This window comes from Pedobacter foliorum (assembly GCF_013266735.1).
GTDB classification, from domain to species: Bacteria; Bacteroidota; Bacteroidia; order Sphingobacteriales; family Sphingobacteriaceae; genus Pedobacter; species Pedobacter foliorum.
Genome location: NZ_JABSNU010000011.1, coordinates 161,784 through 177,456, shown reverse-complemented (window position 1 = coordinate 177,456; position 15,673 = coordinate 161,784). Strand labels below are relative to the sequence as shown.

Here is a 15,673-nt window from a genome sequence, read left to right as displayed (position 1 = left end):
GCAAAGGTCAAAGCTTTCAGAGCAACTTCTAGAGGGGTAAGAGATGTCAAATTCTTTCTGTTCAGACTTTCTAAAATCTATGCTTAAAGTTTCATGCCCCCAAGAATTCCGCTTGATCCCTATAAATCTTTTTGTAAATAAATTTGCGCAACTAATCAGTTGCGTATATATTTGCAACCAATTGGTTTACTATTTAAATATATTACAATGAAGAAAAAAATTATGTTCGTTTTGTGCCTGCTAACAGGCCTAATGTTTATCAATGCCGGATTGGATAAATTCTTTCATTATATGCCGGTTCCAAAGGATTTGCCTGAAAAAATGTTGACATCAATGAAAGCTTTTATGGTAATAGGTTGGCTCCTGCCTTTGGTTGGCACTATTGAGGTACTTGGAGGTGCATTACTGATCTTCAACAAAACAAGAGCTCTTGGTGCAATCGTAATTCTACCTGTTTTAACCGGTATTCTTCTTACCAACATCAATGTGGCGCCATCAGGTTTACCTATCGTAGGTGTATTGATCGCAATCATTCTGTGGGTCATCATTGATAACAGAGAAAAGTACTTGCCAATGATTAAGGAATAACTTGATCTTTCAAAATTACAATTAATGAGGAGAGATATTTTTCAGGCAATTGCCGATCCTACAAGACGGGCAATTATTGCCTTAATTGCGGTGCATGCAATGACCCCCAGTGCCCTTGCTGAGCATTTTGACAGTACCAGGCAAGGTATTTCAAAACACTTAAAAATACTAACCGAATGCCAACTGGTGAAGCAGGAACAGCAGGGTCGGGAAATCTATTACCAGCTTGAAATTGACAAAATGAAAGAAATAGATAACTGGCTAGAACAATTCCGCAAGGTCTGGGAGACTCGCTTCCAACAACTAGACGACCTTTTATTAACCATTAACATGAAATAACAATGAGAAGTAACTTGCAATTTGACTTCATTGCTGACAAAGTAAAAAATACGCTAACCATCAATCGTGAATTTTTAGCAGGACAACAACTGGTTTGGGACTGTTACACTAAAAGTGAGCTGCTCAATCAGTGGTTCGCTCCAAAACCGTTAACCACAAAGACAAAATCAATGGACTTCCGTGAGGGCGGACACTGGCACTACGCAATGATAGAGCCAAATGGCACAGAATATTGGGGACTAACAGAGTATCTAAAAATCCAACCAATAGATTTTTACACTGCGCTGGATGCTTTCACTAATGCAGAGGGTGAAATAAATAAAGATCTGCCACGTGCTGAATGGCTTGTAAATTTTAGCGAAAAGGATGGAAATGCTTTAGTGGAAACCGTTGTGACTTACAAATCTCTTGCTGATTTGGAAACCGTTATACAAATGGGAATGGAACAGGGAATGATTGCAACTCTTGAAAAATTAGACGAGTTGTTGTTGACGATAACATAGCTTGTCTATGTTATCTCAATATTTTCTTTAAAACATCTTCTCTCTTCTGTCTTGAAATTGGGATCTGACTGCCATCTTCCATTGCGATATAGCCGCCTTCTGTTTTTACATAGGCTGAGATTTTTCGAAAGTTGATTAAATGCGATTGGTGTGTACGCAAAAAGTTATAGCGCTCCAGTAATTCATGAAACTCTTTTAGTGTTTTGCAGACCAGGTATTTCTTATCGCCATCCATATAAATGTGTGTGTAATTACCCTCGGCTTCAAGCCTTATGATTTTACTTATCGCTACAAACTCTATTTTATCTGTAAGAGGTACAGCAATCCGCTGTTCATCATCTGCACGATCTATGTTTGCAATAAGCTCCTGTAGCCTTTCATTTTCCTTTTTCGGGCTGATTTGCTTGGTTGCTGTTTCAACTGCGTTGCTAAGCTCCAGAATATTTATAGGTTTAAGCAAATAATCAATAGCACAGGCCTTAGCTGCCTGAATGCCATATTTATCAAACGCGGTAACAAATATAACTTCAAAACTTTGATGTCCATTCAATAGCTTTAACATATCAAATCCGGAAACTTCCCCCATTTCAATATCCAAGAATAATAGATCGGGCTTTTGGGCGGAGATTAACTTTAAGGCCTCTGTAGCGGAACCGGCCTCTCCTACCACTTCTACAGAAGGGCAATAAGCGGCAAGTAACTGTCGCAAGTTTATACGGCTCTTAACCTCATCATCAACAAGTATACATTTCAATTTCATCAGTCAATAGGAATAGTTAATACCGCGCTTGTTCCACTTTCATCGCCTTCTAAATTACTGCTTAAAATTAAGTTTCCTTTAGCTCCACGTGCATTTAATAAGCTCAATCTTTCTCTTACCAGCTTTAAGCCAAAACCATTGCTAGATTGATCTGCTGATTCCTTTTTTAAGCCCAGGCCATTATCTGTTACTTCTATTTTAAGGTAACTTTGTTCCAAACATATTTTGATTTTTAATGCTCCGGCAGTTCCTTTTTGAGCAAGACCATGTACTATTGAGTTTTCTACAAGAGGCTGAATAATCATACCCGGAATCTCAATCAGATCAGCATTAACTTCTTTGTGTATATCTATCGAAAAAGCAAAATCAAAGCGAAGCTTTTCGAGCTCGCAATACAATTCGACTGCTTCCAGCTCGTCTGACAGCGTAACAAAGCTTTTTTCAGAATTATTCAATACTCTACGCATTAGCAAAGCGAATTTCTGCAAGTAAACATTGGCTTCTTTGTATTGCTGAATATTGATTAAAGATTGAATAGAATTTAAAGCATTGAACAAAAAATGAGGATTCATTTGTGATCGGATTGCTTTGATTTCCAACTCCTTGATCTGTCGCTTCATCAACTCCTTTTTCTTAAGATTGGCCACCCTTACTTTATATATCCATACCCCAACTAAAAATGAAACAAGGATGGAGCATGCGCTCCATCCTATTGTTCTAATCAATGCGGCTTTCTTTTCCGGACTCATCTGTCTGGTTGTCATAGCTCGCTTTAGTGCGTCTTCAAAAAGATAATCGTTTTGAGGCTTATAGCTGTCATCAATGTTGTCATCTACTACTTTCAGGTCTGAGTCAAAAATGAATGTTTTAACATCCCAAAAGTCTAATAAAACAGCTTTATCTCTTTGCTCATCATCTCTGCTTACTTCAACATAGGTTACATTAGGAAGGCTTTTAAGTATAGAATCTATGGTGCCTTTTGGAAATTCCTTCTGATCAATCTGAGCAATTACAAAATGAACCTTTTTAGGATCTTGCTTCTTTATCCGCTCAATCAAATGCTTAATGTTATCAGGATAATGGAAATTGAAAGTCAGGCATAGTGTTTTCCCTTTAAACTGTTTTAAATCCAGTGTTTTTCCATCCGACAGTTTTAGATTAGTCAATGGGCTTGCTTTGCCAGGAGCCCAGGCATTAATCACTTTCCAATTCTGTTTTACAGGGTTCGTTAAAATAGAATCTCCACAATTACGGATAAGATCCTCATAATAAGTCTTTAAACTTTGAGCTTGTTTCCAGGTGCTGTTTACCAATTCTTGCTTTAATGATTCGGATAACGAATAATACAACGGGAAACGTTTAAGAAAAGTTAAAGACCTTGGATAAGAGGCAAAAAAACCAAACTGACCGCTCACCATACCTACCTTATCTCCAAGATACAAATCAAAATCATGCAAAAATCTTTGGTACCATCCTTCAGATGTCTGATCAATCATTAAAATTGGCAATGTATCAATGCTTAAAAAGAAATCAGTAGGGAAATCCTTAAAAATTTCAGTTGATCCCGGAGTACTTCGATTACCTACTTTTGAAAGGAAGCCAAGTTTTTTAGTTGCCTGCTCAAAGGTGAATTTAAAGTAATAATAATTCCATGCATCTTCTGGAATCTGACCTTTATATGCATTCAATACATTTTCAAATGTGGCTTTATCTTTTTGTTGCTGGGTCATAAAATCAGCAGTAGAAAAAGATTTCGGATCAACCTCTTTAGTTCCGGCTGCTATCTTACGCTCAATTTTACCCATTTGCGCACCAAGCTCAGCAGTTCTTGCTCCCTTACCTAAAAAGCGCAGGCTTTCCTCTATATTATTTCCATCAGCAGTTACTGTCAGAGTATCTCCGGGTTTAACAAACAAAGAAATGTGCAGATCCCCCTCATCATATAGTTGTACATCGATAGGCTCTTTAATTGAAAGCGGAATTTTAAAACTTCCATCTTCTGCTATTGTGAAATAACCACCATTAGAAGCACTATACAAAGAAAGCTGTTGCTGGGCATTACTTTTGAAATTGCTGATATTACCTGTAAGTAGGGTGTTTTTCGGAAACGAAAAAGAGGCGCCACACAGCAATATCGACAAATTAGAGTCTTTAAGCTTACCCCCATTAAACAGTTTACTATGATGACTTCCTATAGCTGTTGTAACTGTTTCTGAAATTGTTTGAGCAGTTTCTAATTGCACAGGACTCATTTCAGCGGAAGACCCTCCGCTTTTTTTTCTAGCGGTTATTTCATTGAGTAGCACCGGCGGAAAATCCTTATCAGCTTTTATACTGATTATTTTCCCAACTTTATTTACCTGAAGCTGAAACCCTGGTTTATCTAAAGTTTCATTGTTGCTCTGCAAGTACGCAGGATAATAAGAATCATACCCAAGTGACAAACTTCCCGGAGATAGAAGTTTTATTCTTATTCTTTCAAAGGTTAGGTGATAATCCCTATTGCCATTATCCAGAATCTTGGCTAAATGATATTTCATTTCATACAAATAACCATTGTAATCGTTCACTCTCACTTCAAACCAATCACCTGGTTTCATTTTGGAGAATGAATCTTCCTGCTGAGCAAACAGTAGTTGGGGTAGCCAAAGCAGCATAAATACTGCTATGCTTAAAATTTTGTTTCGTTTCATAATTTAAGATTTGAAACAAAGTACCCTAAATGAGGTGGCTATAATTTGGTTCATCTAGCAGGCAACACTTTTCACTTATTATTTGGTTAAATACTAAAAAAAGAACCTGATCAATTTTGTGATACAGGTTCCTTTGTTTGCTTCACTATATTGAATATTTAGCAGTATTTATTGCTTTTAACGTTCAGCTAAAGCGCTCGCCATGCTGAATTTATTTTGCTTCGCAGCTTCTTCGAGGTCAGCATCTCTCAAGAGAAAGGAAGGCTTGGCTAATGCGAGATCCTGAAATAAATTCAGGATGACGGCCGACTTACGACAAATGCTCAATACGTTTTATTACACAATACCCTGCGCTATCATTGCATCAGCAACTTTAACAAAGCCTGCTATATTTGCTCCCTTGCCATAGTTTACATAGCCATCATCTTCTTTGCCATACTTAACGCAAGCCTGATGAATCTGAGCAATAATCACTTTTAATTTAACATCAATTTTCTCGCGATCCCATGAATAACGAAGTGAGTTTTGCGACATCTCTAATCCGGAAACAGCAACACCACCTGCGTTGGCTGCTTTACCTGGAGCGTACAATATCTTCGCTTTTTCGAATACATGGATAGCTTCTGGTGTGGAAGGCATATTTGCTCCTTCTGCAACACAAAAACAACCATTATCTACCAAAATCTGAGCATCTTTCTCATTTACTTCATTTTGAGTAGCATTGGGGAAAGCGATATCACATTTAATACCCCAAGGTTTCTCGCCTGCAAAGAATTGACAGTTATATTTATCTGCATACTCTTTAATTCTTCCTCTGCGGTTGTTTTTTAAGTCCATAATGAACTTAAGCTTTTCAGTATCTATTCCTTCCGGATCGTATACAAAACCTTCTGAATCTGACAAGGTTAATACCTTTGCTCCTACCTCAATACACTTTTCTGCGGTATACTGAGCCACATTTCCTGAACCTGAAATTACAACGTTCTTTCCTTTTAATGAATCGCCTTTCAGCTTCAACATCTCTTCTACGAAGTAAACTACTCCGTAACCGGTTGCTTCAGGACGAATTAAACTTCCTCCCCACTCGAAACCTTTTCCGGTTAAAACACCGGTAAATTCACCTCTGATACGTTTGTACTGACCAAATAAAAACCCTATTTCTCTAGCACCAACACCAATATCACCGGCTGGAACATCTATATCAGCACCAACATGACGATACAACTCTGTCATAAAGCTTTGGCAAAACTTCATTACTTCAGCATCAGATTTACCTTTAGGATCAAAATCCGAACCTCCTTTACCACCGCCCATTGGCAAACCGGTAAGGCTATTTTTAAATACCTGCTCAAAAGCAAGGAATTTAAGAACACTTAGGGTTACAGATGGGTGGAAACGCAAGCCACCTTTATAAGGGCCAATTGCACTGTTCATTTGAACTCTAAATCCACGATTAATTTCTACTTCACCTTTATCATTTAACCAAGGCACTCTAAAAATAATCACCCTTTCCGGCTCCGCAATTCTTTCTAAAATCTTGTTTACTTTATACTTTGAATTCTTTTCACTAAAAGGGATTATTGATTCTGCTACTTCATATACTGCCTGTAAGAATTCCGGTTCATGTGCATTCCGTAATTCTATTTTACCCATAAAGGTGTTGATCGATGAATCCATTGGTTGGTTTAAATGTTAAAAAAATGATGAGTTTGGCTTAAACGCATAAAATGCTTTAGGCCTGGAGGTCCTAAGTAAATGGAAAATTCGTTATAGAACTTTATTATTTGATTCCCGCATAAAAATATGTTTTTTTCATTTAAGGTCAAGTTTTTTTTATATTCTTGCCGCTAATGTTACAGAAAAAGTTCTGCCATCCGACGGCCAAACTCCTGGTCCAGGGTAAAATTGAGGCCTCTTAGTAAAGTAATGCTTATCAAAAGCATTATTTATATTAAATCCTAAATGCAGCGCCTTAGTAATTGCCGTATTTGCATTAAAATCGAACAAATTGTATGAAGGAACAAGCCCGGCAGAGCCTGTAGGAGTTGGAATTGTGCTATTGAAGGCATCAGCAAAAGATTTAGCGGTATAACTATGCAGCACACTCATACTTGATCTTTTAATCCGCAGCGTTACGCCATTTCTACTTTGCCATTGCGGCACACTTTCTACCTTATTCCCATCTATTGATACGTTTTTATTGCCTGAACGTAATGTTGCATTCTTATACTTTGCATCCATATAAGAAGTTGCTGTAAACATAGAAACCGTAGTAGCTGTACCTAGTTGAAATTCTGCCTGAGTAAATAATTCGAGCCCTTTGGTAACTGAATTGCCAATGTTAGTTCTGTAGATGATCTCCTCTCCTTTATCATTTAATTGCGCCAATGTGCCTAAACGATTGTTATAGGCAAGTTGAAAATAACTTAGATCCCAATTCAAAAATTTCCAGTTACCGCGGAAACCTCCTTCAATATTATATCCTTTTGCATCTTTTAAATTCTTATCCGCTATTTCATACAATGAACCAGGAATAATGTCTTTAAAAATAACAGGACGATATGCTTGCGACCATCCGACATACAAATTCATGTTCTTAGTTAATTCATATTGTGCACTTGTTCCAAATAAAGGGAATTGATGTTTTATATTATTCGGAATTGCATTATCCGGATAGTTCACAATTACACCTGACATCTTTGTTTCTCCGATTTCGACACGAACGCCTGTATTAACTGAAAACTTAGGGAACAATACCCACCTGTTTTCTGCAAAAACCGCAACATTTTTAGTTTTTAAGTGCATATCTCTGCCCCAGCCCGGGGTAACCAGCGAAAGGTCATAGTCGCTATCTGTACTGCCCTTTCCAAGCTGCTGACGGTGCAAATCATTGTTCATGTATTGAACCCCCATTGCAAGATTGCTGGTTTGCTTAAACAGCGTATAAGATTGAAGCAATCTAAGTTCGGCAGTGTAACTGTTAAAATGGTCAACATCTACTTGTCTGTTGGCATATTTAAGCGTTGTAGGATCTATCGCATCTACGGTGGTAGCCGGTTTATCAAACATCACACTGTTCCGCGCACCTATAATGGCAGAGGTGATGAATTTTATTTGAGTTTGTTTGCCTGCTTTCCAATCTAACGTAATAGATGGAACATTAATTTCAGGGCTATAGTAGTTTCTGGATCTTGTTGAGGTTTTAGGATCGGCATTAAACATTTCATCAGTAAGTGGTCCTGGCAGGTGAGTTACGTAATTAGATCTGGTCCACTCTGCTTTTACTAACAGATCAGGATTAAACTCATAGAATAAAGAAATGTTCTGCGCATCAAATTTTGAATCACTGTTTTTGCGATAGCCTTCAATTGCTTTTTTATTGAACCATGCGTAGTATTTAAACTTTCCTTTGGTTCCGCTGATAGCGTTAAATGTGCTTAGCAAGCCATAAGACCCAGCAGTATTTATTGTTTCAAATGTAAAGGCTTTTGATGAATCGGGTTGTTTACTTACATAGTTTAACATCCCTCCAAACTGGGCTCCATATTGTAAAGAACCGGTTCCTCTAACCAATTCAATTCTATCCACTGCTTCAAGAGGGATATTATAATGGCTTGCAGGATATCCGTACATATCTGAATTGGTAATGATTCCATCTTTTCTGATGTTAAATTCCCATCCGCGATGCGGATCCAGACCTCTTGTAGAAATATTGATTTGGTTGCCTGTGCCATCCATATCATAAACGAATATTCCAGGTATTTTGGCAAAAATCTGTCGGCCGTATTTTTCAGTTAATGCAGCATCACGATTTGAAAGCTTAATTACTTCGCTCTTTTTTCCGGAGAAGATAAAAGTTCCCTGTATGGAATCTAGCCTGGAAATATCGCGTTGCTTTTTAATATTGATATTAACCTCATTAAGTCTTGAGGCGGTGTCTTTGGGTAAAGTTTGAGAGAAGAGAGGCAAGCTGATAAAAATAAAAAGGATAGTAGAAATTATTCTCATGTAGTTCTAATATTTGGTTCAAGACTAATATAGAAAACTTCGTGTTTTAATTACTACATAACAATAAAAAAGGGCTATCCAAATTTGGATAGCCCTCACTGTATTGAGCGCTTATTTAATAGCCCGGGTTTTGTTTTAACTCACTATTTCTATTGATTTCATCACGACTAAACGGTCTAAAATATAGCTTATTAGCCCATTCACGGTTTTCTTGTGCCGTTTCAACTGTAGGTGTATAAGTATAATCGTAAACAGATGCATCGTAATGATAAGGCTGACTCATTGTTTTACCTGGTTTAAAAGTACCAGAAACCTTAATGTAATTGGTTTTTCTGCCTAGTGTTTCCTTAGCGATCATCCAACGACGAGTATCATGGTAACGTTGTTCTTCATACACCATTTCAATTCTTCTTTCATGACGATATATCTGCTTCAATTCTTCTTTTGAACCGCCAACTATAGCAGGCATTCCCGCTCTGAAACGAATACGATTTAACCATTCCACCGCAGGGCCAAGGTCATTAAGTTCAATACTTGCTTCAACATAATTTAACACCGCCTCGGTATATCTAAAGAATGGCCATGGCACAAATTGAGGCATTGAAGCATCAACAATGTTTGGATCCGAATCTATAAATTTCTGCATGTAATAGCCTGTCCAGCTACCATTCCAGTTTTCAATAGAGCTACCGCGGGTATCCAACCCTTTAAAGCGAATTGTTTTATTATCTACCACTAAATCATATTCACCTGTTTGAATCTGATTTGCAGGATCTACATCGCCAGAAATCTTATTCCTCGGTTTCCAACCTGCCCCATCATACAAAACAGTAGCATAAAAGCGTGGATCACGATTTTTATAAGGATCAGCTTTCTGTGCCGGATTTGTCCAGCTAAACTTTGTACCATCAGTCATATCGTAATCATCAACCAGTAAACCGATTGGGGTATTACCAGCCCAGTTATGATAGCCATTAGGTCCATTGGCCCTGCCAAAACGCATATCACTACGATCTATAAAATACCTTGCAAAAATCAACTCAGAAGCGGCAGACGCATCAATTCCGGGAGCTTTACTTGCACCACCCATGGCTATACTTTTATAGTTTACACGTCCCTCTTCTGCCGAAACTTTGCCAGTAAGGTTTAGTTTATATCCTGATCCAGCATCCATAACAGCCTTGGCAGCATCGCGAGCTAATTTCCAACGTTCCAACTGATCTCCTGAAGGATAAACAAAATAGGCTTGCTGTTCTTGTGGGTACGTACTAAGAAGTTTATTAACATCCTCATTTGCTGCTGTTTTGGCTTTATCATGCAAATCACTTGCTGCATAAAGTAACACGCGTGCTTTTAATGCCATTCCTGCCAATGAGGTAGTTTGACCTTTTTGCATACCTTTTCCGGTCAATAGTCGGATAGACTCTTCGCAATCTTTAACGATAAAGTTTACACACTCTTCATATGTATTTCTTTTCACTTTAAAGTCATCTGATAGCGCATAACTTTTAGAAATAAGTGGCACTGCTCCATAATAACGAAGAAGCTGCTGATAGAAATAGCCCCTTAAAAAATATGCCTGACCAAGCAATTGGTCTTTAACAGATTGATCATTTATTGCATTATCTGTTCCTGTTAATCTCTCAATGGTGATATTACAAGCACGAATGCGATTATACATTGGATTATAACCCCATGTATCATTAACCCATCCTAATGTTGTAGGGTTAATTGTCCCTGCATTAACAAGATCTATCCCCCTATTTGGGTGAGTAAAAAGCGACTCATCAGATACTGAAGACAGCATTTCTTCTGAAAAACCGCCAACACTCAATCCGTTATAAATTTCAGTAACAAAAGCCTGAGCTAAAACAGGATCTTTCCATACCAGTGCAGAAGATATTTTATCAGGTGGTTCTACTGCCAGAAAGTCTTTTTTGCAACCTGATCCAAAAATGGACATAAGGGCAATGGAAAATATGTATGTATTTCTATTAATAGGTTTCATATAAAAATGTTTTTAATTCCTCTAAATTTAAAAAGTAGCCTTAATTCCGGTATTGATAACTCTTGCCTGCGGATAATACTGGGCACTTGAATTGGTTGATTCCGGATCCCAGATCTTAATCTTATCGAGCGTTACAAGATTTAACCCATTCACATAAACCCGAACAGCACTTAAGCCTACTCTTTTACACAATTCAGTAGAGAGTGTGTAACCTAATTCTACATTTTTTAACCTGATATAATTGTTGCTACGTACCCAATAAGTATTACGGGCTGCATTGTTGAAATCCGTATAATAGGTTTTACCACGATTAGATAGACGTGGGAATTCGCTACTTGGATTATCGATTGTCCAACGATTTTTATATGACCACTCCAGGAAGTTACCTATATCACCAGACTCTGTTAGTCCAACAATTTGTACACCACCGGTAGCTCCTTGAACTAATGCCGACAGATCGAAATTCTTATAAGATAAATTCAGGTTGAAACCTCCGGTAAAGGTTGGAGTGCTGGTTTTGTCCATTCTAATCTTGTCATCACCATCAATTTTACCATCACCATTGTAATCTTTAAATTTCATATCCCCTGGCAATAGATTATTGGTTAGGGCACCATAATTTATCTTATTTGCATTAATTTCTGCCTGATCTTTAAACACGCCATCGTATAAGTAGGCCAATTCAGTTCCTGTAGGCATCCCTGTTGAGCGTTGCCATGCAGGTGCGCCAGGTGTTTCATCCCAGAATATGATCTTGTTTTTCGCGTACCCGCCATTGACACTTACACCGTAATTAAACTCACCAACATGATCATTGTAGCTCAACTTAAATTCAAAACCTCTGTTGTTTACCTTTCCAAGATTTACAGGAGGTAGCTTGTCTGTAATACCAGAACTACCCGGTATAGAATTACCTCTTGAAATTAAAATTTTGGTACGCTTGTTATAAAAAGCATCAAACTCGAAACTCAATTTATTATCTAAGAATGAAGCATCTAAACCAACGTTAGAGTTGTTTCCTACTTCCCATCCGAAATCTAAGTTAGGAACCCTGGTTTCGAATAAGGTTTGACTCAACTGATCGTTGATTACATAATTCCCAAAGCCCATGGTACTCAAGTACTGATATTCGGCCAAAGTAGTACCATCGTACGCTTCTGCACCCATCTGACCCCACGAACCTCTGATTTTTAAGTTGTTTACAAAACTTACATTCTCTTTAAAGAAAGGCTCCTCTGATAATCTCCAACCTAGTGAAACTCCCGGGAAGAATCCGAAACGTTTGTCTTTAGGAAAAATATAAGAACCGTCAAACCTCCAAAGGAATTCAGCAAGGTATTTTTCTTTGTAATTATAACCAGCCCTTCCAAAATAGCTTAACCTAGCTCTTTTATACAAACCATATGGATCACCGGTAAGGTTATTTATAGATTGCTCCTTATCACTACCCGCTAACAATTCCTGTAAAGCGGTAGAAAGGAAATATCTTCTGAAAGCAGAAAATCCATCATTATCAACCTTTTCTCTTGTTACACCAGCCAATAAACTAAGACTGTGCTCGCCTATTTTTTTATCATAGTTAACCAATCCCGTTAGATTTACTGCCAGCTGCGCACCGGCTGTTTCAGTTAAACTGGCATCGGTCCGCTCAGAACGTACACTTCCTGTTAATACAGGTGTTACGCCATCTGCTTCAAAAGATTTCTTATCCCAGTAATAAAGTGTCCATGGTGTTTGCCATCTCTTCCGTCTGCCTGCAAATTTATCGATAGAGGCTGTTCCTGTTAATTTTAAACCATCTACCCACGGCACTCTGATTTCTACTTTTCCGGTAGTCTGCAAGTAATCTCTGCGATCTCTATCATAGCCTGTAAGATCTGTAGTTGTTACATAAGGATTATATCCGTATTCAATATCTGGTCCAGGTAAACCATTTGGCCAAACCTCGATTTCTGTAGGCTTTCCGCGCATGATCATCCTAAATACATCTCCAGCACTAACTGTTGGGAAATTACGCATTTCTTCTCTGCCGGTAACACCTAATGTTGCTGTAACATACTTATTAATATTTGCTTCGAGGTTAATCCTCATGTCATACTGCTGATAGCCCGTCGCAGATTTTCTATAATAACCATCCTGATCTAAATAGCCTAATGAGATAAGGTATTTTATGTTTTCGCCTCCCCCATTTATTTGTAGGTTATGTCTTTGTTGCGGCGACCAATTTTTAAGTGAGGTATTAAACCAATCTGTATTTGGGTATCTCAAAGGATCAGAACCATCACGTAATTTCTGCATCTCATCTGGGCTGTAAGCTGCAGTAATGGTATTTCCATTATCAGGGCGCTTATAAGAACCTGTTTCTTTAAATGCCTTCCAGGCAGCACCCCATTGATCCTGAGGTAAATCCGACCCAAATATGTTTAATTCGTTCAAAATTTCTGCATACTGAGAAGAATTAGACATTTTTGGGACTCTTGTAGGTTGTTGTAAACCATAACTATAATCATAAGAAAGCTGAGGCTTGCCCGATTTCCCTTGTTTGGTTGTAATTAAGATAACACCATTTGCTGCCCTTGAACCATAAATAGCAGCCGAGGCATCCTTTAGAACAGAAACACTTTCAACATCATTTGGATTTAAACGTTCTAAGCCACCTGCTCTGTTAGGCACTCCATCAATAACAATTAACGCATCACTATTTCCTAATGAGTTTACTCCCCTAATGCGAATGGTTGAGCCGTCATACCCTGGTTCACCACCTGTTTGAACAGCGGTTACACCCGGCAAACGACCAGCCAAAGAGTTAGAAAGGTTTACAGTTGGTGTTTTTGCCAGCTCAGCCCCTTTAACTGAAGTTACAGCTCCGGAAACGACAGCTTTTTTCTGTGTGCCATAACCAACAACAACAATTTCAGAAAGGTTTTCTGCACTTTCTACCAGTTTAACATCAATTGTATTTTGCTTATTAACAGCTATTTCCTGTGTTTGAAACCCCATGTAGGAGAATACCAGCGTTCCATTCTCCGGAACTTTGATATTGTACTTACCAGTTGCATCTGTAGTTGAAGCAATTTCGCTTCCTTTTAATTTAATACTTACTCCGGGGATGCCACTTCCATTGGCATCCGTAACCAGACCTTTCACCAAAATATCGGCAGCCCAAGTGTTTTTCAATCTTATTACAACCAGATTGTCTTCCAATTCCTGAAACTCCAGATTCGTGTTCTTTAACAGTAACAACAGGGCGTCAGCAACAAAGATCTGATTCTTTATAATCGTAACATTTTTACTACCTGAAAGGTCGTCTTCGCTGTACAGCAGACGTATATTTCCTTTCTTTTCCAGCACGTTGAGTGCTTCCTTTAATTTGACCCCATGGAGCTCTAAATCAACCTTTGTACCCTGAGAGAAGGTGGACGCTGATACCTGCAAACATAAGAGGAACGATGAAACAAAGATCCAGTTTAGCATCATTAATAGTTTTTTTTTTGGAAAGTTGGCACATAGAACTTTATTGCACAGTTCTTTTTTTTTCATAGATTTGTGAATTTCAAAGTTAAAAATCTGTAATAGTAGCACTTAGCTACTCATGAAGGTTTAGGGGGAGAGAAATGTTAGCCGCATTTAACTCCCTTTTTTGTTTAGTAAATGATCAGGTCATGTTCTTTAAGTTTAAATTTAAACGGTTTGATTAATTGCATTGCTTTCAGGGTTTCTTCGAGTGTTTCGTTTTTAAATACACCTGTAAAGCGATAAGATTTTGATTGTTCTATTTCAAACTTGATCTGTACATTAAACCAGCGTTCTAGTTTTGGTTTCAGATCTTCTAAAGATTCATTCTGAAATACGAGCTGGCTATCACGCCATGAAGTTTCTTCTATATACTCGGTATCACCGATACGCACAGGCACCACATGTTGGATCATTAAGGTGATGTCTTTAGGCAGGTCTGGTAAGGTATTAGACTTTGTACGTGTTACCTTTTTATCTTCAACCAATGCAAATTTTTCTGAGGGACTTAGTAATATCTTTTGTTCTGATCTGTCGTTTACTGAAAGTTCAATTGAGCCACGGATAAGTGTAGCCTCCGACTTTTTATCAATGGGATAGGCTTTAATGTTGAATGCTGTTCCTAAAACTTTTACGCAAATTTTATCAGTACGAACAATAAAGGACTGAGATTGACGATGTGCTACATCGAAAAAAGCCTCGCCTACGAGATAAACAATCCGTCGCTTTTTTTGATTGATATCACTCTCATAAGAAAGTTTACTGTCGGAATTAAGCCAAACCATGGTGCCATCCGGAAGCTTTATTTTTTTACGGATGCCCTTTCCGGCAACAATCTGGGTATCTGGAGAAAACTTATCTCCTCTGCTAAAATAAAAAAGAGATCCAGCTACAACAACCAACAACACCGCAGCTATAGCAATGATATTCTTGTATTTTTTGAAACTGAATGATTTAGATTGTTCTTCAGTTTGGCTGAATTCTTCGCTGAATTTAAATTTATGTTGTAAATAAGCCTGCTCTACATCCGGAACATCAGTTGGTTCATCCGAATTTTCCCAAACTTGCGCTAAAAATTCTTCGTAATATACGGAATCCGGATACTTGGTTATTAGGTCATTCAGCTCTTCTAGTTCACTTTGCGTTGCTTCACAGGCTAATTTACGAGCTAACAGTTCTATAATTCTGTTTTTATACATACAGATAATCCGGATAGGTTTATATTGGTTTGTATGTATAGGACAATGTTTTCGAGAAAACT

General features: G+C 38.0%; 10 protein-coding genes. 3 read left to right on the top strand and 7 right to left on the bottom strand.

Going from position 1 to position 15,673, the window contains the following annotated elements; genetic code table 11:
• The first annotated feature begins 207 nt into the window (after positions 1 to 207).
• From HQN83_RS19560 to HQN83_RS19550, 3 genes are read left to right on the top strand one after another with little or no spacing between them, the layout of a single operon-like run.
• Complete coding sequence (locus HQN83_RS19560) at positions 208 to 588, top strand: DoxX family membrane protein (protein ID WP_173092530.1); 381 nt, start codon at positions 208 to 210, stop codon at positions 586 to 588.
• 24 nt (positions 589 to 612) lie between these two features.
• The gene (locus HQN83_RS19555) at positions 613 to 927 is read left to right on the top strand and encodes an ArsR/SmtB family transcription factor (protein WP_173092528.1); all 315 of its coding nucleotides are present in this window, start codon (positions 613 to 615) and stop codon (positions 925 to 927) included.
• 2 nt (positions 928 to 929) lie between these two features.
• A complete protein-coding gene (locus HQN83_RS19550) occupies positions 930 to 1,430 on the top strand; it encodes an SRPBCC family protein (protein WP_173092526.1) in 501 nt (166 codons plus the stop codon).
• Between the two features lie 10 nt (positions 1,431 to 1,440).
• On the opposite strand, the gene HQN83_RS19545 is transcribed toward HQN83_RS19550, so the two are convergent.
• The 7 genes from HQN83_RS19545 to HQN83_RS19515 all read right to left on the bottom strand — a co-directional run bounded on the left by HQN83_RS19545 (position 1,441) and on the right by HQN83_RS19515 (position 15,611).
• Positions 1,441 to 2,190, bottom strand: a complete 750-nt coding sequence (locus tag HQN83_RS19545) for a LytR/AlgR family response regulator transcription factor (protein ID WP_173092524.1) — start codon at positions 2,188 to 2,190, stop codon at positions 1,441 to 1,443.
• Complete coding sequence (locus HQN83_RS19540) at positions 2,190 to 4,883, bottom strand: sensor histidine kinase (protein ID WP_173092522.1); 2,694 nt, start codon at positions 4,881 to 4,883, stop codon at positions 2,190 to 2,192. The genes HQN83_RS19545 and HQN83_RS19540 overlap by 1 nt, the downstream gene beginning before the upstream one ends.
• A 336-nt stretch (positions 4,884 to 5,219) precedes the next feature.
• Positions 5,220 to 6,560: an NADP-specific glutamate dehydrogenase gene (gene gdhA / locus HQN83_RS19535; RefSeq protein WP_173092520.1), complete on the bottom strand. Its 1,341-nt coding sequence runs from the start codon at positions 6,558 to 6,560 to the stop codon at positions 5,220 to 5,222.
• A 156-nt stretch (positions 6,561 to 6,716) separates the two neighbouring features.
• A complete protein-coding gene (locus tag HQN83_RS19530; RefSeq protein ID WP_173092518.1) occupies positions 6,717 to 8,891 on the bottom strand; it encodes a TonB-dependent receptor family protein in 2,175 nt (724 codons plus the stop codon).
• A gap of 115 nt (positions 8,892 to 9,006) precedes the next feature.
• The gene (locus HQN83_RS19525; RefSeq protein ID WP_173092516.1) at positions 9,007 to 10,899 is read right to left on the bottom strand and encodes a RagB/SusD family nutrient uptake outer membrane protein; all 1,893 of its coding nucleotides are present in this window, start codon (positions 10,897 to 10,899) and stop codon (positions 9,007 to 9,009) included.
• 27 nt (positions 10,900 to 10,926) lie between these two features.
• Complete coding sequence (locus HQN83_RS19520) at positions 10,927 to 14,439, bottom strand: SusC/RagA family TonB-linked outer membrane protein (protein WP_217277432.1); 3,513 nt, start codon at positions 14,437 to 14,439, stop codon at positions 10,927 to 10,929.
• A 104-nt stretch (positions 14,440 to 14,543) separates the two neighbouring features.
• Complete coding sequence (locus tag HQN83_RS19515; RefSeq protein WP_173092514.1) at positions 14,544 to 15,611, bottom strand: FecR family protein; 1,068 nt, start codon at positions 15,609 to 15,611, stop codon at positions 14,544 to 14,546.
• Between the last annotated feature and the right edge of the window lie 62 nt (positions 15,612 to 15,673).

What these genes read in the sequence shown, in the direction of transcription:
- gdhA (WP_173092520.1), bottom strand. Translation starts at nt 6,560, where the DNA reads ATGGATTCATCGATCAACACCTTTATGGGTAAAATAGAATTACGGAAT.
- HQN83_RS19555 (WP_173092528.1), top strand. Translation starts at nt 613, where the DNA reads ATGAGGAGAGATATTTTTCAGGCAATTGCCGATCCTACAAGACGGGCA.
- HQN83_RS19540 (WP_173092522.1), bottom strand. Translation starts at nt 4,883, where the DNA reads ATGAAACGAAACAAAATTTTAAGCATAGCAGTATTTATGCTGCTTTGG.
- HQN83_RS19520 (WP_217277432.1), bottom strand. Translation starts at nt 14,439, where the DNA reads ATGAAAAAAAAAGAACTGTGCAATAAAGTTCTATGTGCCAACTTTCCA.
- HQN83_RS19560 (WP_173092530.1), top strand. Translation starts at nt 208, where the DNA reads ATGAAGAAAAAAATTATGTTCGTTTTGTGCCTGCTAACAGGCCTAATG.
- HQN83_RS19530 (WP_173092518.1), bottom strand. Translation starts at nt 8,891, where the DNA reads ATGAGAATAATTTCTACTATCCTTTTTATTTTTATCAGCTTGCCTCTC.
- HQN83_RS19525 (WP_173092516.1), bottom strand. Translation starts at nt 10,899, where the DNA reads ATGAAACCTATTAATAGAAATACATACATATTTTCCATTGCCCTTATG.
- HQN83_RS19515 (WP_173092514.1), bottom strand. Translation starts at nt 15,611, where the DNA reads ATGTATAAAAACAGAATTATAGAACTGTTAGCTCGTAAATTAGCCTGT.
- HQN83_RS19545 (WP_173092524.1), bottom strand. Translation starts at nt 2,190, where the DNA reads ATGAAATTGAAATGTATACTTGTTGATGATGAGGTTAAGAGCCGTATA.
- HQN83_RS19550 (WP_173092526.1), top strand. Translation starts at nt 930, where the DNA reads ATGAGAAGTAACTTGCAATTTGACTTCATTGCTGACAAAGTAAAAAAT.